At 71.4% G+C, this 24,086-nt stretch carries 20 protein-coding genes and 1 pseudogene; 14 read left to right on the forward strand and 7 right to left on the reverse strand.

Annotated elements, in window-relative coordinates; genetic code table 11:
• Positions 1-165 precede the first annotated feature (165 nt).
• From M6G08_RS13130 to M6G08_RS13145, 4 genes are read left to right on the forward strand one after another with little or no spacing between them, the layout of a single operon-like run.
• Positions 166-1,428: a glycosyltransferase gene (locus tag M6G08_RS13130; protein WP_272587335.1), complete on the forward strand. Its 1,263-nt coding sequence runs from the start codon at positions 166-168 to the stop codon at positions 1,426-1,428.
• A complete protein-coding gene (locus M6G08_RS13135; RefSeq protein WP_272587336.1) occupies positions 1,425-3,074 on the forward strand; it encodes an ArnT family glycosyltransferase in 1,650 nt (549 codons plus the stop codon). The genes M6G08_RS13130 and M6G08_RS13135 overlap by 4 nt, the downstream gene beginning before the upstream one ends.
• Positions 3,071-4,264 carry a glycosyltransferase gene (locus M6G08_RS13140; protein ID WP_272587337.1) on the forward strand — a complete coding sequence of 398 codons (1,194 nt, stop codon included), beginning with the start codon at positions 3,071-3,073 and terminating at the stop codon, positions 4,262-4,264. Before M6G08_RS13135 ends, M6G08_RS13140 begins: the two co-directional genes overlap by 4 nt.
• Positions 4,261-6,699 (forward strand): galactose oxidase family protein, encoded by a 2,439-nt coding sequence (locus M6G08_RS13145; protein ID WP_272587338.1) that lies wholly within the window; start codon positions 4,261-4,263, stop codon positions 6,697-6,699. Before M6G08_RS13140 ends, M6G08_RS13145 begins: the two co-directional genes overlap by 4 nt.
• Here M6G08_RS13145 and M6G08_RS13150 read toward each other — a convergent pair.
• Together M6G08_RS13150 and M6G08_RS13155 are read right to left on the reverse strand one after the other, a co-directional pair.
• Positions 6,696-7,427 carry a Mut7-C RNAse domain-containing protein gene (locus M6G08_RS13150; protein WP_272587339.1) on the reverse strand — a complete coding sequence of 244 codons (732 nt, stop codon included), beginning with the start codon at positions 7,425-7,427 and terminating at the stop codon, positions 6,696-6,698. The genes M6G08_RS13145 and M6G08_RS13150 overlap by 4 nt on opposite strands.
• Positions 7,428-7,632: 205 nt before the next feature.
• A complete protein-coding gene (locus tag M6G08_RS13155; RefSeq protein ID WP_272587340.1) occupies positions 7,633-7,920 on the reverse strand; it encodes a hypothetical protein in 288 nt (95 codons plus the stop codon).
• Positions 7,921-7,922: 2 nt separating this feature from the next.
• On the opposite strand from M6G08_RS13155, the pseudogene M6G08_RS13160 reads away from it, so the two are divergent.
• Positions 7,923-8,303, forward strand: a pseudogene (locus tag M6G08_RS13160) (LuxR C-terminal-related transcriptional regulator); the annotation flags it as partial.
• A 336-nt stretch (positions 8,304-8,639) separates the two neighbouring features.
• On the forward strand, positions 8,640-9,203 hold the full coding sequence (locus M6G08_RS13165; protein WP_272587341.1) for a Uma2 family endonuclease: 564 nt from the start codon (positions 8,640-8,642) through the stop codon (positions 9,201-9,203).
• 235 nt (positions 9,204-9,438) lie between these two features.
• Here the strand turns inward: M6G08_RS13165 and trhA are convergent, their stop codons facing one another.
• A complete protein-coding gene (gene trhA / locus M6G08_RS13170; protein ID WP_272587342.1) occupies positions 9,439-10,143 on the reverse strand; it encodes a PAQR family membrane homeostasis protein TrhA in 705 nt (234 codons plus the stop codon).
• 297 nt (positions 10,144-10,440) lie between these two features.
• Between trhA and M6G08_RS13175 the strand changes: the two genes are divergently transcribed.
• Positions 10,441-12,270, forward strand: a complete 1,830-nt coding sequence (locus M6G08_RS13175; protein WP_272587343.1) for a phosphoenolpyruvate carboxykinase (GTP) — start codon at positions 10,441-10,443, stop codon at positions 12,268-12,270.
• A 379-nt stretch (positions 12,271-12,649) separates the two neighbouring features.
• Here the strand turns inward: M6G08_RS13175 and M6G08_RS13180 are convergent, their stop codons facing one another.
• From M6G08_RS13180 to M6G08_RS13195, 4 genes are all read right to left on the reverse strand, one after another.
• The gene (locus M6G08_RS13180) at positions 12,650-13,072 is read right to left on the reverse strand and encodes an SCO4983 family protein (RefSeq protein ID WP_272587344.1); all 423 of its coding nucleotides are present in this window, start codon (positions 13,070-13,072) and stop codon (positions 12,650-12,652) included.
• 77 nt (positions 13,073-13,149) lie between these two features.
• A complete protein-coding gene (locus M6G08_RS13185; protein ID WP_272587345.1) occupies positions 13,150-14,361 on the reverse strand; it encodes a pyridoxal phosphate-dependent aminotransferase in 1,212 nt (403 codons plus the stop codon).
• A gap of 98 nt (positions 14,362-14,459) precedes the next feature.
• Positions 14,460-16,070, reverse strand: coding sequence for an N-acyl-D-amino-acid deacylase family protein (locus tag M6G08_RS13190; protein ID WP_272587346.1), 1,611 nt, complete (start codon positions 16,068-16,070; stop codon positions 14,460-14,462).
• 11 nt (positions 16,071-16,081) lie between these two features.
• The gene (locus M6G08_RS13195; RefSeq protein ID WP_272587347.1) at positions 16,082-17,383 is read right to left on the reverse strand and encodes an amino acid deaminase; all 1,302 of its coding nucleotides are present in this window, start codon (positions 17,381-17,383) and stop codon (positions 16,082-16,084) included.
• Positions 17,384-17,540: 157 nt separating this feature from the next.
• On the opposite strand from M6G08_RS13195, the gene M6G08_RS13200 reads away from it, so the two are divergent.
• The 7 genes from M6G08_RS13200 to M6G08_RS13230 all read left to right on the forward strand — a co-directional run bounded on the left by M6G08_RS13200 (position 17,541) and on the right by M6G08_RS13230 (position 24,072).
• Positions 17,541-18,581: a sugar kinase gene (locus tag M6G08_RS13200; RefSeq protein ID WP_272587348.1), complete on the forward strand. Its 1,041-nt coding sequence runs from the start codon at positions 17,541-17,543 to the stop codon at positions 18,579-18,581.
• On the forward strand, positions 18,578-19,342 hold the full coding sequence (locus M6G08_RS13205; protein ID WP_272587349.1) for an IclR family transcriptional regulator: 765 nt from the start codon (positions 18,578-18,580) through the stop codon (positions 19,340-19,342). The genes M6G08_RS13200 and M6G08_RS13205 overlap by 4 nt, the downstream gene beginning before the upstream one ends.
• Positions 19,339-19,749, forward strand: a complete 411-nt coding sequence (locus M6G08_RS13210; RefSeq protein WP_272587350.1) for a RidA family protein — start codon at positions 19,339-19,341, stop codon at positions 19,747-19,749. The genes M6G08_RS13205 and M6G08_RS13210 overlap by 4 nt, the downstream gene beginning before the upstream one ends.
• Positions 19,750-19,885: 136 nt before the next feature.
• Complete coding sequence (locus M6G08_RS13215; protein ID WP_272587351.1) at positions 19,886-21,373, forward strand: GntP family permease; 1,488 nt, start codon at positions 19,886-19,888, stop codon at positions 21,371-21,373.
• A 180-nt stretch (positions 21,374-21,553) separates the two neighbouring features.
• A complete protein-coding gene (locus M6G08_RS13220) occupies positions 21,554-22,702 on the forward strand; it encodes a macro domain-containing protein (RefSeq protein ID WP_272587352.1) in 1,149 nt (382 codons plus the stop codon).
• Complete coding sequence (locus M6G08_RS13225; RefSeq protein ID WP_272587353.1) at positions 22,665-23,360, forward strand: hypothetical protein; 696 nt, start codon at positions 22,665-22,667, stop codon at positions 23,358-23,360. Before M6G08_RS13220 ends, M6G08_RS13225 begins: the two co-directional genes overlap by 38 nt.
• A 58-nt stretch (positions 23,361-23,418) precedes the next feature.
• Complete coding sequence (locus M6G08_RS13230; protein WP_272587354.1) at positions 23,419-24,072, forward strand: RES family NAD+ phosphorylase; 654 nt, start codon at positions 23,419-23,421, stop codon at positions 24,070-24,072.
• The last annotated feature ends 14 nt before the right edge of the window (positions 24,073-24,086 follow it).

Below are 24,086 nucleotides of genomic sequence, written 5' to 3' on the forward strand. Positions count from 1 at the left end.
AATGTTCAGACCCGGTCCGCGTTGTGAGGAAACACGCTCTTCACCCAACCACCTTATGTGTTTCACGGATTACCCCTAACCTCTTCACCGTGTCGCGGCTGAGCGGTCGCCCGGGTTCGGGCGCGCCGCCGCGGCAGGGGGAGTTCAAGGATCTGGGGGGATCTTTTGCTGACGTCCGTGTTCATCGCTGCCGTTTCACTGGCGCTCTTCTGGATGGCGGCGTTCACGCTGTGGTGGCAGATGCACGCCTGGCGTACGCCGGAGGTTCTCGCCTCCACCCGGTTCAGCCCGCCGGACGGGGACGAGCACGTGTCGTTCTCGCTGCTCGTGCCCGCGCGGCACGAGCAGGCGGTGCTGGACCACACCATCCAGCGGCTGCTGACCTCGTCCCACACCGACTTCGAGATCATCGTGATCGTCGGGCACGACGATCCGGAGACCACCGCCGTCGCCGAGCGGGCCGCCGACCGTGACCCGCGCGTGCGGGTCGTCGTCGACACCCACGAGAAGAAGAACAAGCCGAAGGCCATGAACACGGCGCTGCCGCACTGCCGCGGCGACGTCGTCGGAGTCTTCGACGCGGAGGACCAGGTCCACCCGGAGCTGCTCGCCCACGTCGACCACGCCTTCCGCACCACCGGCGCCGACGTCGTGCAGGGCGGCGTCCAGCTGATCAACTTCCACTCCAGCTGGTACAGCCTGCGCAACTGCCTGGAGTACTTCTTCTGGTTCCGCTCGCGGCTGCACCTGCACGCGCAGAAGGGGTTCATCCCGCTCGGCGGCAACACCGTCTTCGTCCGCACGGACGTGCTGCGGGCGGCCGACGGCTGGGACCCCGAGTGCCTGGCCGAGGACTGCGACCTCGGCGTCCGGCTCTCCAGCACCGGCAAGAAGGTCGTCGTCGCCTACGACTCCGACATGGTCACCCGTGAGGAGACCCCGGGTTCGCTGGTCTCCCTGCTGAAGCAGCGCACCCGCTGGAACCAGGGCTTCCTCCAGGTGTACCGGAAGAAGGACTGGAAGCAGCTCCCCACCTTCACCCAGCGGCTGCTGGCCCGCTACACCCTGATGACGCCGTTCTTCCAGGCGTTCAGCGGCGTGATCATCCCGCTCAACGTGGCCGTCGCGCTGCTGCTGGACGTGCCCGTCGGCATCGCCTTCGTGACCTTCCTGCCGGCCGTGACCGCCCTGGTCACCTTCGTCTTCGAGGTCGTCGGCCTGCACGACTTCGGCAAGCAGTACGGCCTGCGCGTCCGCTTCACGCACTACGTGAAGCTGATCGTCGGCGGCCCCTTCTACCAGGTCCTCCTCGCCGGGGCCGCCGTCCGCGCCGTGTGGCGCGAGCAGCGCGGCCGCACCGACTGGGAGTTGACCAGCCATGTCGGCGCCCATCTCGCGCCGGTGGACCGAGAGGACGTTCCCGCGTGACCTCCACCCTTCCCGCGGCGACCGGCACCCAGGTCCCCGCGCAGCGCCGGCCTGCCCACGACACCGACCCGCCCGCCCGGCGGGCGGCACCACCGGGCCGGCTGCGCTCCTCGCGCTCCGACCTCCTGCTCTGCGGCGCGCTCCTGGCCGCGATCATGCTCGTGCAGGGCTGGAACATCTCCGCCTACCCCACCCTCAGCGACGACGAGGGCACCTACCTCGCCCAGGCCTGGGCCGTCCAGCAGGGCGAGGGCCTGGCCCACTACACCTACTGGTACGACCATCCGCCGCTCGGCTGGATCCAGATAGCCGTGCTGACCTGGATACCCGCGCTGCTCAGCCCGGAGTCGATGACCGTCGGCACCATGCGCGGCGTCATGCTGCTGATCAGCGCCGTCTCCGCGGTCCTCGTCTACGTCATCGCCCGCCGCATGTCCCTGCCCCGCTGGGCGGCCGGGCTGGCCATGGCCCTTTTCGGCCTCTCCCCGCTGTCCGTGGTCCTCCAGCGGGAGATCTTCCTCGACAACCTCGCGGTGATGTGGACGCTGCTGGCCTTCGCGCTGGCCGCCTCCCCGAGCAAGCACCTGTGGCACCACTTCGGCGCGGGCGTCGCCGCCGCCACGGCCGTGCTCACCAAGGAGACGATGCTCGTCGTCCTGCCCGCCCTCTTCGTCACCGCCTGGCGCCACAGCCACCAGGACACCCGCAAGTTCGCGCTGACCGGAGCCGTCACGGCCTGCGCGCTCATCGGGTTCTCGTACCCGCTGTTCGCCCTGCTCAAGGGCGAGCTGCTGCCGGGCAGCGGGCACGTGTCCCTGTGGGAGGGCATCGAGTACCAGCTCACCCGCCCAGGCTCCGGCTTCATCCTCGACGAGGGCTCCGGCTCGTGGGGCGTCCTCCAGTCCTGGCTGTACTACGACCGGGTCCTCCCGCTCGGCGGCCTCGCGGGCGCGCTGCTGCTGCTCGCCACCTGGCGCTGGTCGGTCACCGCCCGCGCCCTGGCCGGACCGGCCCTGACCGTCGCGATCCTCGCCGCCCTCGCCCTGCGCCCCACCGGCTACCTGCCCGCCATGTACGTCATCCAGGCCCTGCCCTTCCTCGCCCTGGTGCTGGCCGGCGGCGCCGCGAGCGTCGCCCACGCCGTCTTGCGCAGATGGCGCACTCAGGCCGAGAAACGGGGCGTCACCCTCGGCCGGTACGCCCTCGCCGCGGCCTTGGTGCTCGCGGCCGGCGCCTACGTCGTACCCCGCTGGTACGACGGCGACCGCACCGCCGTCACCGCCGACGCCAACGCGCCCTACGAGGCCGCCGCCGACTGGATGGCGACCGAGGTGGAGAACCCGGAGGACACCCGGGTCCTCGTGGACGACGCGCTCTGGCTGGACCTCGTGCACGCCGGGTACGAACCCGGGCTCGGCGTCATCTGGTTCTACAAGGCGGACCTCGACCCGGCCGTCACCGAGACGATGCCGGGCGGCTGGCGGGACATCGATTACGTGGTCGCCTCCCCGACGGTGCGGCGCGACGCGGTCGACCTGCCCAACGTGAAGGCCGCCATGAACCACTCGGCTCCGGTCGCCGTCTTCGGCACCGGTGCGGACCGTATCGAGATCCGCCGCGTCCAGCCTGCCGGAGCCGCCCGATGAGCCACGAGTCCACCGTCCCCGGCGAGCTGGGGAACCCGGCCGTCGACGCCTCGGAGGTGCCCGAGCCGGGCGCCGTCACCATCGTCGTACCGACCTTCAACGAGTCCGGCAACGTACGGCGGCTGCTGGGCCTGATCACCGAGTCGGTGCCCGCTCGGCTGCCCTGCGAGGTCGTCTTCGTGGACGACTCCACCGACGACACCCCGGACGTGATCCGCGCGGCGGCCCCCGACTGCCCCTTCCCGGTCACCGTCCTGCACCGCGACGAACCCTCCGGCGGGCTCGGCGGCGCCGTCGTCGAGGGCATGCGGGCGGCCGGGTCGGACTGGATCGTCGTCATGGACGGCGACTGCCAGCACCCGCCGTCCCTGGTCCCGGAGCTGGTCGCCACCGGGGAGCGGGCGAACGCCGGGCTCGTCGTCGCCTCCCGCTACGTCAAGGGCGGCAGCCGCGCCGGACTCGCGGGCGGCTACCGGATCGCCGTCTCGCGCGCGGCGACCTGGCTGACCAAGGCGCTCTTCCCGCGCCGCCTGCGCGGCATCAGCGACCCGATGAGCGGCTTCTTCGCCATCCGCCGCAGCGAGGTCACCGCCGACGTGCTCAAGCCGCTCGGCTACAAGATCCTCCTCGAACTGGCCGTCCGCAGCCGTCCGCAGACCGTCACGGAGGTGCCGTTCGTCTTCGAGGAGCGCTTCGCGGGCGAGTCCAAGTCCACGGCGCGGGAGGGCGTGCGCTTCCTGCGCCACCTGGCCGGACTGCGCACCGCCTCCCCGCTGGCCCGCATGGTGGCCTTCGGGCTGATCGGGCTGAGCGGCTTCATACCGAACCTGGCCGCCCTGTGGGCGTTCACCGAGGCGGGCGTGCACTACCTGCCTGCCGAGATCGCCGCCAACCAGTTCGGCGTGGCCTGGAACTTCCTGCTCCTGGAGCGGCTGCTCTTCCGCGACCGGCGCCGGCACCGGCACTGGGCCGACCGCACCGCGCGGTTCGCGCTGATCGCCAACGCCGACCTGGTGCTGCGCATCCCGCTCATCGCCCTGCTCGTCGGCCAGTTCGGGCTGGCGGTGCTGCCGGCCACCGCGCTGGCCCTCGTCATCACCTTCGTCCTGCGTTTCGCCGGGACCGAAGCGCTCGTGTACCTGCCGCGCCGACGCCGTACGGCCGCCCGCACAGCAAGGAGTGACGCATGAGAAGCAGACCGCGAAGATTCGCGCGCCGGACCCCTGGACGCCGGACCTCCGCCCTCCTGGCGGTGTCCGCCCTCACCGGCGGCCTCCTCCTGACCGCGCCGCAGTCCGCCTCCGCCGCCAACCTGATCACCAACCCCGGCTTCGAGACCGCGGGCACCGGCGACATGCCGTACTGCTGGGAGAAGTCCGGCTGGGGCGACAACGACTTCACCTTCGAGACGGTCGCCGACGCCCACTCCGGCACCAAGGCGATGAAGGTCGGGCTGACCCGCCGGACCGACGGCGACCGCAAGGCGCTGATCACCGAGTCCGCCGAGTGCGCGCCGGTGGTGACGGAGGGCAAGCAGTACGACCTGTCCCTCTGGTACAAGTCGACGACCCCGGACGCCTCCCTCACCCTCTTCCGGCACGACACCACCGCGGGCTGGCAGTACTGGACCGACCTCAAGACCCTGGACATGGCGGCCGGCTGGACGCAGACGGGCGTCCGCACCCCCGAGGTCCCGGCCGGCACCGACCGCATCAGCTGGGGCGTCTCCGTCTACGGCACCGGCTCGGTGACCACCGACGACTACACGATGGAGCAGGTCGCCGACCCGGTCCCGGACCCGGAGTGCGCGGCCACCGCCGAGGAGTGCGCCAACGGACGCTGGGACGTGCTGCCCACCGAGAACCCGGTCCGCTCCATGCACTCCGTCGTCCTGCACAACGGCAAGGTGCTGCTGATCGCGGGCTCCGGCAACGACCCGGAGATGTTCGAGGCGGGCACCTTCACCTCGGCGGTCTACGACCCGCGGACCGGCGACTACAAGACCATCCCGACGCCGAAGGACATGTTCTGCGCCGGGCACGTCCAGCTCAAGGACGGCCGCGTCCTCGTGATGAGCGGCAACGCCGGTTACCCGTCGGCGGACGGCACGATCGGCTACCAGGGCTACAAGGACTCGTACGTCTTCGACCCGGAGACCGAGACCTACACCAAGACCAACGACATGAACGACGGCCACTGGTACCCGTCGGCGACCATCCTCGGCAACGGCGACGTGATCTCCTTCGGCGGCCTGCGCGAGGACTCCACCGGTTCGGTGACGGCGGAGCTGTGGTCGGACGAGCAGCAGAAGTGGCTGCCGACCTGGCAGGTCAACCAGACCTGGTCGTACTGGGGCCTGTACCCGTCGATGATCCTCATGCAGGACGGCCGCCTCTTCTACTCCGGCAGCCACGTCTTCGGCAACAACATCCCCGGCACCGGCTCGGCGATCTACGACTACGAGGCCAACACCATCACCGAGGTCCCCGGCCTCCAGCGCAAGGACGAGCGGGACCAGTCGATGAGCGTGCTGCTGCCCCCGGCGCAGGACCAGAAGGTGCTGACCATCGGCGGCGGCAACATCGACTCCAACCCGGACGCCAACCGCCTCACCGACATCATCGACCTCAAGCAGCCCGACCCCGCGTACGTCGCCGGCCCGCCGCTCCCGCAGGGCACCGTCGACCTCGGCAACGGTCCCGTCCCGCAGACCGGTGACCAGGGCAAGATGTACGTCTCCGCGGTGCTGCTGCCCGACGGCAAGGTCCTGGAGACCGGCGGCGCCCTGCACAACCGGGCCAACCCGGTGTACGAGACGTCGATCTTCGACCCGGCGACCGAGACCTTCGACCCGGTGGCCGTCGACCCGGAGGCCCGCGGCTACCACTCCTCGGCGTTCCTCCTCCCCGACGGCCGCGTGATGACCACCGGTGACAACCCGGGCAACGGCTCCTGGAACCACGACGTGTCGATCTACACCCCGCCCTACCTGCTCAAGGGCGAGCGTCCGACGATCACCTCGGTCATCGACACCGAGTGGAACTACGGCGACACCCAGCGGATCACCGTCGACCGGCCGATCGCCAAGGCCGAGCTGATCCGCCCCGCCGCCGTCACCCACTCCTCCGACCCGAACCAGCGCTTCGTCGACCTGCCGCTGTCCGTCGACGGCGACAACGTCGACCTCAACGTCACGAGCAACCCCAACCTGGCCCCGCCCGGCTGGTACATGCTCTTCGCGGTCGACGCGGCCGGCGTGCCCTCGGTGGCCGAGTGGGTGCACCTCGACGGTCCGCAGGCGCTCAGCACCAAGGACGCCTCCGCCCACGTCCACTCCTTCGCCGACGCCCCGAAGGGCAAGGTGACCGAGGCGGGCAAGAAGCGGTCCTCGCAGCCGGTCAGCCCCTCCGTCTCCGGCTGCGACCGGCACTACGGCTCCGCCAACGTGTGCGTGCCGACCGCCTTCCCCGAGGAGGTGAAGGCGACCACGGCCGACCGCTGCACCTGGCTGAAGGAGCACGACTACGGCCCCCTGAAGGTCAACGGCAAGGACGACCCGCTGAAGCTGGACCGCGACCGCGACGGCGTGGCCTGCGGAAAGGGCGACGTGCGCGGCAAGCGCTAGGGCTCGCGCCGCGATTCGGTGAGGGCGCGCTCCACGATGGCCTCCAGCTGCTCGTGGTGCGCGCCCTTCCAGTACGCCCGCCCGCACTCCCGGCACTGCGCGAACACGTCGTACGACCGCTGGGTGCCGCCCTTGAGCTGGTCGGCCACCTCGTCCTTGGTCGCCTTCCTCAGCAGTCCGTTGCAGGCGGTGCACCGCGTCCACGGGCGCAGCTCGGGCCGGAACCGGTCCAGCACCTCGCGGAGCTGGTCCTCGGGCCGGGTGCTGTAGACATAACCGCCGGCCCACAGCTCGCGGCGGCGCAACAGGCCCCGGTCGCGGCTGAGCATGACCCGTTTCTCGGCCGCCGACAGCGCGGCGAGCGCCGGGTCGCCGAGGTCGGTGGACTCGTAGGACGTGTCCACGCCGAGCAGTCGCAGCCGACGGGCGAGGGTGCCCAGGTGCACGTCGAGCAGGAAACGCAGGGGAGCGCCCGGCACCCGCTGCGGGCGCTCGACGGCACGGACGCTCACCGACTCGCCGCCGGCCGGCACGTGTCCGGGGGCCACCTCACGGCCGTCGACGAGGAGCGTGCCGACCTCGGTCAGCGGGACGCCGAGGGACTCGACGACGTGGCCGAGGGTGGAGACGCCGTCGGTGGCGGCGCGGGTGGCGCCGGTGGGGCGGGCCCGCGGGACGAACAGGTGCAGTTCGGGAGCGAATTCGACGTGGATCTCGGGTCCGTTCACCCGGTCAGGATGCCACGGGGCGTGGGGCTCGGGCCTGGAGGTTTCCGTACGTGGGGGTGGAACGATTCGTTCAGTTCTTGCGGCAGGACCAGTTGGCGCTGAGGGTGATCGTTCCCTGGTTCGGGGCGTACGCTTCCTTGACCTCCGGGGGACGGGGGCCGTTCCCAGCAGAACGCGGTACTTGCCGGACTCGACGTAGTCATGCTCATGTTCCCGGCAGGCTCGTTGTCGAAGGACTCGACGGGGCCGTCGGGGGTCCAGCCGCGTGTCTGCATGCGATCCACGAGCCGCGCGGGATTCGCACCTTGTCCGCGAGTTCGATCGCCCGCCCGAAGTCGTCAGCCTCCGAGGCGATGGCTACCGCATGCACCACGGTGAACACACACCGGAACGTCTCCGCCAGGCACTCGTAGGCCAGCCGCTGCCCTTCCCCGGTACTGGTGTGCACCGCCTGCACCGACTCGTCGATCAGCACAGGCAGGTCGCGCGCCATGTCGTGCAGGGGCGAGCGGCTTCCTCGTCAAGGACATGGACATGGACCAGATCCTCACCGCGATCGAGGTCGTAGCCGCGGGCGACGCCCTCATCGCACCGAGCGTGACACGCCGCCTGATCGCGGAGTTCTCGGCCCGCCCCGATGCCACACCGCCGCCCCCGCGACCGGTGGAGGGCATCACCGTCCGCGAACGGGAAGTGCTCACCCTCGTCGGTCGTGGACTGTCCAACGCGGAGATCGCCACGCGGCTGCACATCAGTGTGGCCACCGCCAAGGCCCATGTGAGCAGACTGCTGACAAAACTGGACGCGCGAGACCGGGTGCAGTTGGTCATCTTGGCGTATGAGCTGGGGCTGGTGACGCCGACGACGCGCGGTTAGGGCTCCGACCAAGACGAGTGTCAGTGCCGGTGCCTGGGGCTACGCCCCGCAGCCTGTGGACCCGCCGCCCGGACCGGCCCCTGGTCGGGCACGGCGGGCCCCCGGGATCAGCAGTCGACCGCAGGAGCCACTGACGTGCGTCAGGACCCGGCACCCAGGGGCAGCCATGCGAGACCCGTGTCGGCGCCACCACTGCCAGAGGATTCCCGGCACGTGCGTCCGTGGGATCGCTCAGGGTGACGAAACCGATGTCAGCAGGTGAGAGCGCCCGTATGCTGGCCGTGTGCCGCCTGCCTGGCCTTCTACGGCTGCGGGCGGACGAGGAGGTGAAAGGGAATGAGCGTTGCCATCGACCACACAGGGCCCTGGACCGTCGCCGACGTCCTCGCCCTGCCCGAAGACCGCACCATGCGGTACGAATTGCTGGGGGAGTCCCTCGTAATGTCCCCCGCGCCCGGCATCCGTCACCAGCGGGCCTCGCTCCGCCTCGCCATGATCCTCCATGCGGCGGCCCAGGCCGCCAAGGCCCCGGTCGAGGTGCTGGAAGCCATCAACGTCATCCTGCCCTCCGGTCTTGTCGTCCCCGACCTCGTGGTGACCGACGCCGGCGCGACCGCCGAGGACGGCGTCGGTGTCGATGCCGACGGTGTGCAGCTCGTGGTCGAGCTTGTCTCTCCCGGCAACCGCACCGTGGACCGCAAGTTCAAGCCGATGCTCTACGCCGAGGCAGCCATCCCGCACTTCTGGCGACTCGAATTCGACCCCGCGCCCATGCTCGTGGTCTACGAGCTGGAAGGCGGCCGGTACGTGGAGCGGGCGACCGCACTCGCAGGCGCGACCACTGACCTGGACACCCCGTTCCCTGTTGCGATCGATCCGGCCGGACTCTCTCGCCAGTAGATGTCGCATGACGGCAACGCTGACGGCAACCGAAGCGCCCGGCCTGCTGCCGGTCCGCATGATGGCCGCGTGACTGGGCGCGCCGGCGGCCAACCCGCAGCACCGCCTGGAGGCGCACGGCGTTCCGCCGGTCCTGCTCACGGACCGGGCCATAGCGGCGTTCCGCTCGCCTGCGCGAAGCACGGCCACGGGGCGGCAGCTCCCCCGCCGTGCCGTCCCGACCTGCGGCGACGGATCAGTACGCGACCAGCGAGATCCCCACGTAGTGCGCGATGAAGGCGGCCAGCGTGAAGGAGTGGAAGACCTCGTGGAAGCCGAACCAGCGGGGTGAGGGGTTGGGGCGCTTGATGCCGTAGATGACGCCGCCCGCGCTGTAGAGCAGACCGCCCACGACCACCAGGACCAGGACGGCGATGCCGCCCGCCCGCATGAACTCGGGGAGGTAGAAGACGGCCGCCCAGCCCATCGCGAGGTAGCAGGGGGTGTAGAGCCAGCGTGGGGCGCCGACCCAGAAGACGCGGAAGACTATGCCCGCCGCCGCGGCCGCCCAGATGCCCCACAGCAGCCACTGGCCCTTGGCCTCGGGCAGCAGGAGCATCGTGAGGGGTGTGTAGGTGCCCGCGATGATCAGGAAGATGTTGGCGTGGTCGAGACGGCGCAGGACGCCGTCCATGCGCGGGCTCCAGTTGCCCCGGTGGTAGAGGGCGCTGACGCCGAACAGCAGGCAGGCCGTCAGGACGTAGATCCCGCAGGCGATGCGGCCCTCGGGGGACTCGGCGAGGGCGGTGAGCACCAGGCCCGCGACCAGCACGGCCGGGAACATGCCGAGGTGCAGCCAGCCGCGCAGCTTGGGCTTGACCGGATGCGGCAGGGAGAGCGCCACGGGACCGCGGCCGGCGGCCGGCGTGTCCTCGGGCGCGTCGGGGACGGACGCAGTCATGGGCGCATCGTACCTACGGGACCGTAAGTTACGTGTCAGTACGGAGCCTGGACGTTCCTGAGTGGTCATCGTCTCACGGGGTACCCGGCCGCGCATCCCCCCAAAATCCCCGATGTGGACACGTGGCGATCCTCACGCCGCTCAGGTGTGACGCCCTCTGGACAGATGGGCGCTTACGTCGGATGATCAAATGAGTGCGGTCGACACCGGATGAGCGCCCAAGAGGACAACGTCACGCATCCGGGTCGCAGCCCCCACGGGGCCCCCAAACAAAAAACCCCTCATCTAGGAGCAATCGTGGCGCGCGACATCGCTGCTCCCCCCGTCCCCACCGACCACCAGGAGCTGATCTCGTGGGTGAACGAGATCGCCGAACTGACCCAGCCGGACGAAGTGGTCTGGTGTGACGGATCCGAGGCCGAGTACGAGCGCCTGTGCGGGGAGCTCGTCGAGAAGGGCACCTTCCGCAAGCTCGACCCCATCAAGCGCCCCAACTCCTACTACGCGGCCTCCGACCCCTCCGACGTCGCGCGCGTCGAGGACCGGACCTTCATCTGCTCCGCGAAGGAGGAGGACGCCGGCCCGACCAACCACTGGAAGGACCCCGCCGAGATGCGGGAGATCTTCACCGGTGAGAAGGGCGAAGGCGGCCTGTTCCGCGGCTCCATGCGCGGCCGCACCATGTACGTCGTGCCCTTCTGCATGGGCCCGCTCGGCTCCCCGCTCTCCGCGCTCGGCGTCGAGATCACCGACTCCGCGTACGTCGCCGTCTCCATGCGCACCATGACCCGCATGGGGCAGCCGGTCCTGGACGAGCTGGGCGACGAGGGCTTCTTCGTCAAGGCCGTGCACACCCTGGGCGCCCCGCTGGAGGAGGGCCAGGAGGACGTTCCGTGGCCGTGCAACAGCACCAAGTACATCTCGCACTTCCCCGAGGACCGCGAGATCTGGTCCTACGGCTCCGGCTACGGCGGCAACGCCCTGCTCGGCAAGAAGTGCTACGCCCTGCGCATCGCCTCCGTCATGGCCCGCGACGAGGGCTGGCTCGCCGAGCACATGCTGGTGCTGAAGCTGACCCCGCCCACCGGTGAGCCCAAGTACGTCGCCGCCGCCTTCCCGTCGGCCTGCGGCAAGACCAACCTCGCCATGCTGGAGCCCACGATCTCCGGCTGGACCGTGGAGACCATCGGCGACGACATCGCCTGGATGCGCTTCGGCGAGGACGGCCGCCTGTACGCCATCAACCCCGAGGCCGGCTTCTTCGGCGTCGCGCCCGGCACCGGTGAGCACACCAACGCCAACGCGATGAAGACCCTGTGGGGCAACTCCGTCTTCACCAACGTCGCCCTCACCGACGACGGCGACGTGTGGTGGGAGGGCATGACCGAGGAGACCCCGGCCCACCTCACGGACTGGAAGGGCAACGACTGGACGCCCGAGTCGGGCACCCCGGCCGCGCACCCCAACGCCCGTTTCACCACCCCCGCCGCGCAGTGCCCGATCATCGCGCCGGAGTGGGAGGACCCCAAGGGCGTGCCGATCTCGGCGATCCTCTTCGGCGGCCGCCGCGCCACCGCCGTACCGCTGGTCACCGAGTCCTTCGACTGGAACCACGGCGTCTTCCTCGGCGCCAACGTGGCCTCCGAGAAGACCGCCGCCGCCGAGGGCAAGGTCGGCGAGCTGCGCCGCGACCCCTTCGCCATGCTGCCGTTCTGCGGCTACAACATGGGCGACTACATGGGGCACTGGGTCGACGTGGCCAAGGACAAGGACCAGTCCAAGCTGCCGAAGATCTACTACGTCAACTGGTTCCGCAAGGACGACGACGGCAAGTTCGTCTGGCCCGGCTTCGGTGAGAACGGCCGCGTCCTGAAGTGGATCGTGGAGCGCCTGGAGGGCAAGGCGGACGGTGTCGAGACCCCGATCGGCGTGCTGCCGACCAAGGAGTCCCTGGACACCGACGGCCTCGACCTCGCCGACGCCGACCTGGAGTTCCTGCTCAGCGTCGACAAGGAGGTGTGGCGCGAGGAGGCGGCGCTCGTCCCCGAGCACCTGAACACCTTCGGCGACCACACCCCCGCCGAGCTGTGGGACCAGTACCGGGCCCTGGTGAAGCGCCTGGGCTGACGTCCCCCGCAGTCTCCGTGGCCGGTCCGACTAGCCCTGACCCGCGAAGTCGTCACGAAGGCCGGCCACGAGGGGACCTCCCCACGCTCCAGTAGCTCAGCAGTGCCCGGAGCACGGGGAGCTCCCACCCGGGCCGGGTCCCCGCACAACGGCGTGCGGACGACCCGGCCCTTCACCATTTCAAAACGCCGGCGGGATTCGCGCCCCAAGGGGCGCGGGGAACGGCGCGAGCAACCACCCGCAACGGAAAGCCGCCAACCGCCGGCCGCCCCACGGCGCCGTAGCGATCCAGCCAAGGCCAACGCAGTGAATGGCACCCGGCCCGCGCGTCGCTGCGGGTGCGCGCGGGCCGGGGCCGTACGGGGGGAGCCCGGAGGGCTCAGTGGGAGGCGAGTTCGCGCGGCTCGACGGCCGCGGCGTGCGCGTCCATGCGCTCGGCGGTCAGGATCGCGGCCGCCGTGTCGGCGCGGGAGGCCGCCACCACCAGGGCACGTCCCGCCAGGGTGTGCGCCCGGCGGTGCAGGGCCGCCAGGTGGGGCGAGGGGCGGGCCGCGGTCACCGGCACGCGGACCGGCGCCTGGCCTTGCCGCAGCCGGGCCACCTGCGCGGCGAGCCGGTCGGCGGCGGTGTCCAGATCGGTGTCGGGCGCCAGTGTGCGCAGCTCGTCCGTGACGGCGAGCAGTGCCGCGAGGTGGCCCGCGAGCTGGATGTCCAGCTCTTCCTCCCGGGACCGGTGGGGGAAGTCCGAGGTGTCGCCGGCCGTCGTGCTGTGGACGGACCTGGTGCGGATCGGTTCGTACATGGGACGGCCTCCTGAGCGCTTCAGGAAACCATCCTACATTAGATTGAATCTAAAGTTGACGATCGTCGGAGATGGGCTCAGGGCTGGCCGTACCCGTCCAGGAAGTTCCCGATCCGTCCCACGGCCTCGCGCAGGTCGCTCGCCGTCGGCAGGGTCACCACGCGGAAGTGGTCGGGCTCGGGCCAGTTGAAGCCGGTGCCCTGGACGACCATGATCTTCTCCTGGCGCAGCAGGTCCAGGACCATCCGCCGGTCGTCCTTGATCTTGAACACCTTGGCGTCGAGCCGGGGGAAGAGGTACAGCGCCCCCTTCGGCTTCACGCACGTCACGCCCGGGATGCTGGTCAACGCCTCGTGCGCGGCGTCCCGCTGCTCCCGCAGCCGCCCGCCCGGCAGGACCAGCTCGTTGATGGTCTGCCGCCCGCTGAGCGCGGCGACCACACCGTGCTGGCCCGGCATGTTGGCGCACAGCCGCATGTTGGCCAGGACCGTCAGGCCCTCGATGTAGGACTCGGCGTGCGCCCGGGGCCCGGAGATCGACATCCAGCCGACGCGGTAGCCGGCCACCCGGTACGCCTTCGACATGCCGTTGAAGGTGAGGGTGAGCAGGTCCGGGGCGACCGCGGCGGTCGGGGTGTGCGTGGCCTCGTCGTACAGGATCTTGTCGTAGATCTCGTCGGAGCAGACCAGGAGGTTGTGGCGGCGGGCGATGTCGGTCAGCGCGCGCACCATGGCCTCGTCGTAGACCGCGCCCGTCGGGTTGTTCGGGTTGATGATCACGAGCGCCTTGGTGCGGTCGGTGATCTTCCGCTCGACGTCCGCGAGGTCGGGCATCCAGTCGGACTGCTCGTCGCAGCGGTAGTGCACCGCCGTGCCGCCGGAGAGCGACACGGCGGCCGTCCACAGCGGGTAGTCGGGCGCCGGGACGAGGACCTCGTCGCCGTCGTCCAGCAGGCCCTGCATCGCCATCACGATCAGCTCGGAGACGCCGTTGCCGATGAAGACGTGCTCGACGTCCGTCTCGATGCCGAGGGTCTGGTTGTGCATGACCACGGCCCGGCGCGCCGCCAGCAGGCCCTTCGCGTCGCCGTAGCCGTGGGCCGTGGACACGTTGCGGAGGATGTCCTCCAGGATCTCCGGCGGGCACTCGAACCCGAAGGCGGCCGGGTTGCCGGTGTTCAGCTTCAGGATGCGGTGCCCGGCCGCTTCCAGCCGCATCGCCTCCTCGAGCACCGGGCCCCGGATCTCGTAACAGACGTTGGCGAGCTTGGTCGACTGGATCACCTGCATGTGCGTGAGCTTACGGCCCGGTTACGTTCCATGGGTGGTGGTATCCGCCACTTGAGACGTGTGCTTTGGGTGGGTTTCGTCACCCCGCGCGGTCCGCGCTACCGGGGAGCGCGCCGCACCGACCGGCCCGCCAGCACGTCCGTGCGCCGCCCGTCCTCCATCACGAACCGCCCGTCGACCAGCACGTACGGGATGCCCGTCGGCAGCACGCGCGGGTTCTCGTACGTGCTGCCCGCCGCGACCGTCGCCGGGTCGAAGAGCACGAGGTCGGCCCGGTACCCCTCGCGGACCAGCCCCCGGTCCGGCAGCCGCAGCCGGGCCGCCGCGCGGGAGGTGAGGTGCGCGACGCACTCCTCCAACGACAGCACGCCCAGCTCGCGCACGTAGTGCCCGAGGTAGTGCGGGAAGGTGCCGTAGGCGCGCGGGTGCGGCTTGGCGCCCTGGAGGATGCCGTCCGAGCCGCCGGTGTGGACGCGGTGGCGCATGATCGCGCGGACGTTCTCCTCGTGGCCGACGTGCTGGAGGATGGTCGGCGCCAGCCGGTCGGCCAGCAGCAGGTGCCGGGCGACCGTCCACGGAGTCTCGCCGCGCAGCCGCGCCGACTCCAGGACCGTACGGCCGACGTATTCGCCGAGCGCCGGGTCGCCCGTGCCGGAGATCTCGATCGTCTCCCACTCCATGGGCACGCCGTGGCAGCCGTCGGAGCCGATCTCCTCGACGTGGTGGCGGATGCGTTCGGCGGTGTCGTCGTCCGCCAGCCGCTTCATGATCTGCTCCGGGCCGCCCTCGCTCGCCCAGCTCGGCAGCAGCGCCACGAGGGTGGTGCAGCCGGGGGTGTACGGGTACGTGTCGAGCGTGATGTCGGCGCCGGCGGCGAGCGCGCCGTCCAGCAGCGTCAGCAGCTCGGGGGCCCTGCCCTTGTTGACGCCGAAGTTCATGGTGGCGTGCGCGAGGTGCAGCGGGCAGTCCGCCTCCCGCGTCAGCTCCACCATCTCCTCGTACGCCTGGAGCGCGCCGGCCCCGTACGAGCGGTGGTGCGGGCAGTAGTAGCCGCCGTACGACGCCACCACCCGGCACAGCTCGGTCAGCTCGGCGTCCTTGGCGTACATGCCCGGCGTGTAGGTCAGCCCGGACGACATGCCGACGGCGCCCTGCTCCATGCCCTCGGCGACCAGCCGCCGCATGTGCTCCAGCTCCGCCTCGGTCGCCTCCCGGTCGTCCCAGCCGACCGCGAGGGCGCGCACCGTGCCCTGCGGGATCAGGTAGGCGGCGTTGACCGCGATGCCCGCGTCGAGCCGGTCCAGGTACTCGCCGACCGACCGCCAGTCGAAGTCGACGTCGTCGCCGGGACCGTTCCACCCGGCGATCGCGCGGCGCACCTCGGCCAGGGTGCGGTCGTCGACCGGCGCGTACGACAGCCCGTCCTGGCCGATGACCTCCAGGGTGACGCCCTGCGCGGCCTTGGCGCTGTGGTCGGGGTCCCGCAGCAGCGCCAGGTCGCTGTGGGCGTGCATGTCGACGAAGCCGGGCGAGAGGACCAGGCCCTCGGCGTCCAGCTCGCGGCGCGCCTTGGGGCGCTGGCAGCCGGCGGCCGCCGCCTCCTTGACGATCGAGACGATCCGGCCGCCGTCGACCACGACATCGGCGCGGTACGCGTCCGCGCCGGAGCCGTCGACGACGTCCGCGTCCCTGATGACCAGCTCTTCCACCGGAGCCTCCTCTAGAAGAACGTGCGGATGTAGTCGACGACCGTCCCGTCCGCCTCGGCGACCGGGATGAGCTGCCACTTGTCGAAGGACGTGCACGGGTGCGACAGGCCGGTCCCGAGCCAGTCGCCCACCTCCAGGTCCGCCTCGGCGCTCGTGCGCAGCCAGGCGTGCTGGTCGGACAGGCCGGTCACCGTGATGCCGGCCGCCGGGCGCTCCGGGCCGCCGTCGGCGGGTCGCACGACCTGGGCGAAGGGCAGGTGGAGGTCGTAGGCCGCGTCCCGCTTGCCCGCGTTGGTGAAGGCCTGCTCGGGGGAGGGGCGGGAGACGACCTGGCTCCACAGGCGGAAGGCGGGCTCCAGGGCGCCCTCCTCGGGAACCCGGTTGAAGGGGGTCAGCTCGCGGTAGTGCCCGTCGTCGTGGGAGACGTAGGCGCCCGAGCGCAGCAGCTTCAGCACGGGCCGGGACAGACCGGGGACCTCGGCGAACACGTCGGCCACCGCGTCGAACCAGGCGCTGCCGCCCGCGCTCACCACGATCTCCTCCAGCCCGTCGAACCGCCCGCCCTTGTCGAAGTCGACGGCGAGCGCGACCAGCCGCCGCAGCCAGGCGTGCACCTTCTCGGGGTCGGCGTCCGGCACCTCGCCCTCGTACCCGGCGACACCGGCGAGCCGCAGCGTGCGCGCCCCGGCCACGGCGTCGGCGACCGCCGCGCACTCGGCCTCGGTGCGCACGCCGGTCCGCGCGCCCGCACCGGCGGCCAGCTCCACCACGACGTCCACCGGGCGGGAGGCGCCCGCCTTTGCCAGCGCCGCGTCCATCAGCTGGACGCCCCGCACGGAGTCGACGCAGCAGACGAAGCGGAAGTCCGGGTCGGCGTCCAGCTCGGCGGAGATCCAGCTGAGGGCGGCGGCGTCGACCAGCTCGTTGGCGAGGAAGACCCGCTGGATGCCGAAGGCCCGCGCCACCCGTACCTGGTGCGGCACGGCGAGGGTGATGCCCCAGGCGCCGTGCTCGATCTGGCGGTGGAAGAGCTGCGGGGCCATGGAGGTCTTGCCGTGCGGCGCGAAGGCGAGGCCGTGCCGGGCGGAGTACGTCTCCATGAGCCTCAGGTTGTGCTCCAGGCGTTCGGCGGACAGGGCCAGCACGGGCGTGGTGAAGCCGCCGGTGAAGAGGCTGCGGCGCTGTCCGGCCAGCTCGGCGACGGTCAGGCCGTACGCGTCCGGCGGGAGGCCCTTGAAGCGGTGGTCGACGTGCTCCTCGGCCAGTCGGGCGAGGGCTTCGCTGCCGTTCGCGGAGCCGGTGTCGAGGGCCATGGAGCCTCCTGATCTGAACCTGATCTGAAGCGTCGCGGACGCGTTGCAGTATCTGCAACGACCGTTGCGCATATCGCTTACTGCTGTCTAACATCTCGGCGAACGCGGGGTCAACGGAGCCCCCGCCCGAGCGACGCGACCAGGAGCCGAGACCATCGTGACCGTCGAACGACCCCGTGGCACCACCCCCGACGTCGTGGACGTCGTCGCGCTCGGCGAGTCCATGGTCACCTTCCTCCCCTCCGTACCCGGCCGCCTCGCCGACGTCCCCTCCTTCGACCGCGCCATCGGCGGCGCCGAGTCCAACGTGGCCTGCGTGCTCGCCGCCGCCGGACACACCGCCCGCTGGATCAGCCGGGTCGGCGCGGACGGCTTCGGCGACCACCTCGTCGAGGCGATCGGCGCCTACGGGGTCGACGTCTCCGCCGTGCGCCGCGACCCCGCCCGCCCCACCGGCGTCTACTTCCGCACCGCCGGGGACCGCGCCACCGACGCCCACGAGGTCGCCTACTACCGCGCGGGCTCCGCCGCCTCCGCGATGTCGGTCCGCACCATGGACCTCGACGCGATCCGCTCCGGCCGCGTGCTCCACCTCTCCGGCATCACCCCCGCGCTCTCCGCCGACTGCCTGGAGCTGATGCGGGAGCTGACCGCCCGCCGCCCCGGCCGGCCCCTCGTCTCCTTCGACGTCAACCACCGCCCCGGCCTGTGGCGCGGCGACACCGACGGCGCGCGGGTGCTGCTGGAGCTGGCCCGGGGCGCCGACCTCGTCTTCGTCGGCGAGGACGAGGCCTGGGACCTGGGCGGACCGGAAGCCGTGCGCGCCGCGCTGCCCGAACCCGAGGTGCTGGTCGTCAAGCAGGGCGCGAGCGGCGCCACCGCCTTCCACGGGCCGAAGGCCGTCTCCGTCCCCGCCCTCACCGTCGACGTCGTCGCCGCCGTCGGCGCGGGCGACGCCTTCGCCGCCGGGTTCCTCTCCGCCACCCTGCGCGACCTGCCCGTGCGCGAGCGCCTGCGCCACGGCCACCTGATGGCCGCCGCCACCCTCACCGTCCCCGGCGACCTCGCCACACCCCCGGCCCGCGGCCACGCCGACCGCCTGGCCGCCCTCGACGACGACGCGTGGGGGACACTTCGACTCGGCCCCGGCTGGACACAGGCCGACGCGAGGGCCGAGGAGGAGGTACGCACCCCATGAGCCAGACCGTCGACCGCGCGCTGAGCATCCTGCCGCTGCTCGCCGAGGGCCCCGCCGACCTGGGCCGGGTCGCCGACCGTCTCGGCGTCCACAAGTCCACGGCCCTGCGCCTGCTGCGCACCCTCCACGAACACGGCTTCGTCTACCGCCAGGAGGACCAGCGCTACCGCCTCGGCGCCCGCCTCATCGCCCTCGCCCAGGAGGCGATGGAGAACCTGGACGTCCGCGAGATCGCCCACCCCCACCTCGTACGCGTCAACGAGCAGTGCGGCCACACCGTCCACCTCGCCGTGTACGAGGAGAACGAGGTCCTCTACATCGACAAGGTGGAGAGCCGCTACCCGGTCCGCATGTACTCGCGGATCGGCAAGCCCGTCGCCATCACGGTGGCGGCCGTGGCCAAGCTGCTCCTCGCCGACCTCCCCGAGAGCGAACGCCGAGCCGTCGTCGAGAAGCTCGACTACCCCATGTACACGGCCCGTTCGACACCCAACGCCGACGGCTTCCTCGCGGAGCTGGCCAAGGTGCGCGAACAGGGCTGGGCCACCGACCTCGGTGGCCACGAGGAGTCCATCAACTGCGTCGCCGCGCCCATCCGGGGCGCCGACGGCCGGGTGGTCGCCGCGATGTCGGTCTCCGCGCCGAACGTGGTCGTCACCGCGGACGAACTCCTCACCCTGCTCCCGCTGGTGCGCCGTACGGCGGACGCGATCAGCGGCGAGTACTCCGGCAGGACCCCAGTCAAGGAAGTCACCGCATGACCGACAAGATCGCTCTCACCCCCGCCACCCACACCGTCCCCCCGGCGAAGTTCAGCCACGGCGTCAAGAAGGGCAACATCCTCCAGGTCGCCGGCCAGGTCGGCTTCCTCCCCCACGAGGACGGCAAGGCCCCCACCCCGGCCGGCCCGACCCTGCGCGAGCAGACCCTCCAGACCCTCGCCAACGTCAAGGCGATCCTGGAGGAGGGCGGCGCCTGTTGGGACGACGTGATGATGCTCCGCGTCTACCTCACCGACGTGGACCACTTCGCGGAGATGAACGAGATCTACAACGCCTACTTCGAGGAGCAGGGCCTCACCCAGCCCCCGGCGGCCCGCACGACGGTCTACGTCGGTCTGCCCGCCGGCCTCCTCATCGAGATCGACGCGCTGGCCGTCCTGGGCTGACCCGCCCCCCCCGGCCGCACCTTCTCTCTTCTTCACCTGTCGCACGGCACGGCGCCCTCCCCCGATCGGGACCCGGGTGCCGTGCCGCGCCCCGCCCTGCCCGAAAGCAGTATGTGTTTACCCAGAGGACCCCCGTATGTCCTTTCCATCCCTCCAGCTCGCCGCCTCCCCCGCCCCACAGACCCCACCGCACACCGGCGGCCTGCTCACCCTGATCGACGGCACGGCCGGCCTGCTCACCGTCGCCGCGATCGGCATCGCGCTCCTGCTCTTCCTGATCATCAAGGTCCGGCTGCAGCCCTTCGTCGCGCTGCTCGCCGTCTCCATAGCCGTCGGCCTGCTCGCCGGCCTCTCGGTCACCGAACTCTTCGGCACCGTCCAGAAGTCCGACGCCGTCTCCACCATCGAGTCCGGCATGGGCGGCATCCTCGGCCACGTCGCCATCATCATCGGCCTGGGCACCATGCTCGGCGCCATCCTCGAAGTCAGCGGCGGCGCCCAGGTGCTGGCCTCCCGCCTGCTGGGCCTCTTCGGCGAGAAGCGCGCCCCGCTCGCGATGGGCCTCACCGGCCTCATCTTCGGCATCCCGGTCTTCTTCGACGTCGGCATCTTCGTCCTCGCGCCGATCGTCTACGCCGCCGCCAAGCGCTCCGGCAAGTCGGTCCTGCTCTACTGCCTGCCGCTGCTGGCCGGCCTGTCGATGACCCACGCCTTCCTGCCGCCGCACCCCGGCCCGGTGGCCGCCGCCGGACTGCTGAAGGTGGACCTCGGCTGGGTCATCCTCATGGGCATCGTCTGCGGCATCCCCGCCGTGCTCGCCGCCTGGGCGTTCTCCGCCTGGATCGGCCGCCGCATCTTCGTGCCCGTGCCGCAGGACATGGTCGAGGCCGCCGAGGAGGCCAAGCAGGCCGTCGTCGACGAGCAGTCCAAGGCCGGCGTCGCACCGCACGAGAGCCCCGTGGCGCTCGGCACGGTCCTCGGCATCATCGGCACCCCGCTGGTCCTGATCCTCGCCGCGACCTTCTCCTCCATCGCCCTGGACGAGTCCACGCTGCGCTCGGTGATCGAGTTCTTCGGCAACCCGTTCGTGGCCCTGACCATCGCCCTGCTGCTCGCCTACTACCTGCTCGGCATCCGGCGCGGCTGGTCCCGCAAGTCCCTGGAGACCGTCTCGACGGCCTCGCTGAAGCCGGTCGGCAACATCCTGCTGGTGGTCGGCGCGGGCGGCGTCTTCGGTGCCGTCCTCAGTGCCAGCGGCGTCGCCCAGGCACTCTCCGACACCTTCAACGACGTCGGCCTGCCGGTGATCGTCCTGTCCTACCTGATCTCCCTGGTGCTGCGGGTCGCGCAGGGCTCGGCGACGGTGGCCATCGTGACGACGGCGGGCATCGTGGCGCCGCTGCTCGCCGAGGGCGACCACTCGCAGGCGTTCGTCGCCCTGGTCATCATGGCCATCTCGGCGGGCTCCATCTTCGCCTCGCACGTCAACGACGGCGGCTTCTGGATGGTCGCCAAGTACTTCGGCATCAGCGAACGGGACACGCTCAAGACGTGGACCGTGCTGGAGAGCGTGCTGTCGGTCGCCGGGTTCGTGGTCGCGGCGGTACTGAGCCTGTTCGTGTAGGTCCCGGCACGGGTGTCGTGCAGGGCTCGGCACGGGTATTCCGGTGCTCTCGGGGCGCCGACCCGGAACCGCCCGGAAAGAGACCCGGCCGCGACCGGGCCGTGCGGTGCAATGGAAGGACCGGGGGGAGCACCGGATCGGGCTTGTGAGGAGGGAGGCGGCAATGGGATTCTTGACGCCATGCCGCATCCCCCTCACCAGCCCGATCACGCGGCGGTGCTCGCCGAGGTGAGAGCGGTGCGACGGGCCGGAGTCGTCCGGCTCCGCGGGCTCGCCGTCCCGGAACTTCTCCGCATCGCCCGCGAACGCCCGGGAGCCCTGGGGGAGTCGACCGGTCCGGCGGTCGAGCGGTTACTCCGAGACGCGGTCACCGGCATCGGCGGAGGCACCCTGCAGGCGGCCGCCGAGTACACCCTCGGACTCGCCCAGGGCACCCGCGACTGGCCCCCGGCCGACCGGCGGCGCCGGGCCGCCGAGGTGTACGGCGTCAGCGTCGAACGGTTCCGCAAGCACCACGAGTTGATGGTGCTGGACCAGGTCACCGAGCAGATCCTCGGCCTGGCCGGCCACACTCCCGCGGTCGTGTCGCTCGACGAGGGCCCGGTGGCCGCCGGACGGCCCGGACTCGCCGCCGCCCACCGCGTGGTCAAGCCCCGCGTCCACGGCCGCGTCGTCCCGGTCACCCTGCACGTCCACTCGGTGGACCTCCTGCGGGACGTCGACGTCGTGATCTCCCCCTCCAACACGTACTTCGCGCTCCCCGCGCCCTACAAGGCCTCCGTCGCGGCGACGCTGCGCCGGGCCGGGGCCCGCACTGACGCGACCGGGGGAGTCGTCGAGGACCGGGTACACGACGAACTGCGCGACTGGGCCGCGCGCCACGGCGTCCCCGGCCGGGCGGCCCTGCCCGGCACGGTCGCCGTCACCTCCGCCGGCGCCCTCGCCGACCAGGGCGTGCGCCGCATCTACCACCTCGCCGTGGCCGTGCCCCGCCCCGGCACCAACGACTACGACGTCCAGTCCGCCGACATCACCCGCGCCGTCGACCGGGCCTTCCGGCTGCTCGCCGAGGAGTCCGGGCGCCACGATCCGCCGCTCACCTCCATCTGCCTGCCCCTGCTGGGGGCAGGCCGCGGCGGCCTGCCGGCCCTGGAGAGCTTCGGCGCGCTGTGGACGGCCGTGGAGGCGGAACTGGCGCGCGGCGCCGACTGGGACATCCACTTCGTCGTACGCCGCCACGCCCGCGCCGATCTGCTGGAACGGCTGCTGGCCACCGCAGGGAGGAGGAGTGATGGCATCGCTTCGGCCGGGCCGGGAGGACCCGTCTGATCCGCACGTCGTCCTGGCCGCCGCCGCGGCACGCTGGGACCGTCTCTCGGGGCGGCTGGGGCCGGAGCTCCGTGCCCTGCTGGCCGAGCTGCTCGCCCTCGTCCGTGCCCCGGAGCAGGACGAACAGGCCCGTCGCGCGGCGGACCGGGCCGCCCGGCTGCTGCGGGAGCGACTGCCCGACGAGTTCGGGGAGGGCCGGCAGGCGCGGCTCGTCGCCGTCCACGAGACCCCGGGCGGACCGCCGACCGTGGAGGGGTTCGCCACCGAGGATCTGGCCGTGCTGCTGATCGACGGGCACCGCATGGTCGGGCCTCTCCTCCGCCCGGTGCGCGAACGGCTGCTGGTGGAGCCCGCGCTGGCCCCTGAGACGGTCGAGCGGCAGGGCGGCTCCCCCTACGCGCCCGACCTGATCCGGCTGCGCGGCACCGGTGGCCGGCTTCGGCTGCCGAGCTTCCAGTTCTCCGAGGACGCCCTGCCCTGGCTGGCCGTCCTGGAGGTCAACGCGCTGCTGGACGCCGACCACGATCCCTGGGGCGCGGCCGACTGGTGGCTGTCGGCCAACGCCTGGCTCGGCACCAGCCCCGTCCGGCTGCTCGGCACCGGGCGGGACGCCCAGCTCGTCGAGACCGCACGGTTCCTGATGGAGAGTGACTATTAGCCGTGCCGTATGGAGAGTGACTACTAGCCGTGCCGTGCTCAGGGGAGAGTGAGTAGCCGTGCCCAACTACCGGCCGCCCGAGGAGCTCACCGGCGACCCCGGCAAGGTCACGCTGGCCCGCGGCACCCTGCTGTACCGCGTCCACGGCTCCCACCGGGGCGCCGCCGACTTCAACCCGAAGCCCTCGCACTGTCTGTACGGAGGCGGCCGCTTCGACGCCACCACGCACGATCCCTACGGCTACCTGTACACGGGGCTGAGTGCGGCCGCCGCCGTGTGCGAGACGCTGCTGCGTTCGCTGCCCTTCGACCCCCTCGGCGGGCCCCGGCTGCTGCAACGCGCCGCCGTCGAGGGGCGCCGCCTGAGCACGCTGCGGCTCACCGCCGACCTGTGCGTGCTGCCCCTGATGAGCGCGCGGGACCTGGCCGCGGTGCACCAGGACACCTGGCTCGTGCACACGGAGGCCCAGGAATACCCGTACACCCGCGACTGGGCGCACTGGATCCGCCGTCACACCGAGCCGTGGGCGCAGGGACTGGTGTGGTCGTCCAAGCGGGAACCGGCGGACCGGACGGTGGTGTTGTTCGGCGACCGCTGCCGGGACGGGGCGCTGCTCTGCGAGGAGGACGGCGCCGTGGACTTCGACACGGCCGAGGGGCGGGACTGGCTCAACTCGGTGCTGCTGCCCTACTACGTCCAACTCGCGCCCTGACGGCGTGCGTTCAC

The organism is Streptomyces sp. M92 (assembly GCF_028473745.1).
Classification (GTDB): Bacteria; Actinomycetota; Actinomycetes; order Streptomycetales; family Streptomycetaceae; genus Streptomyces.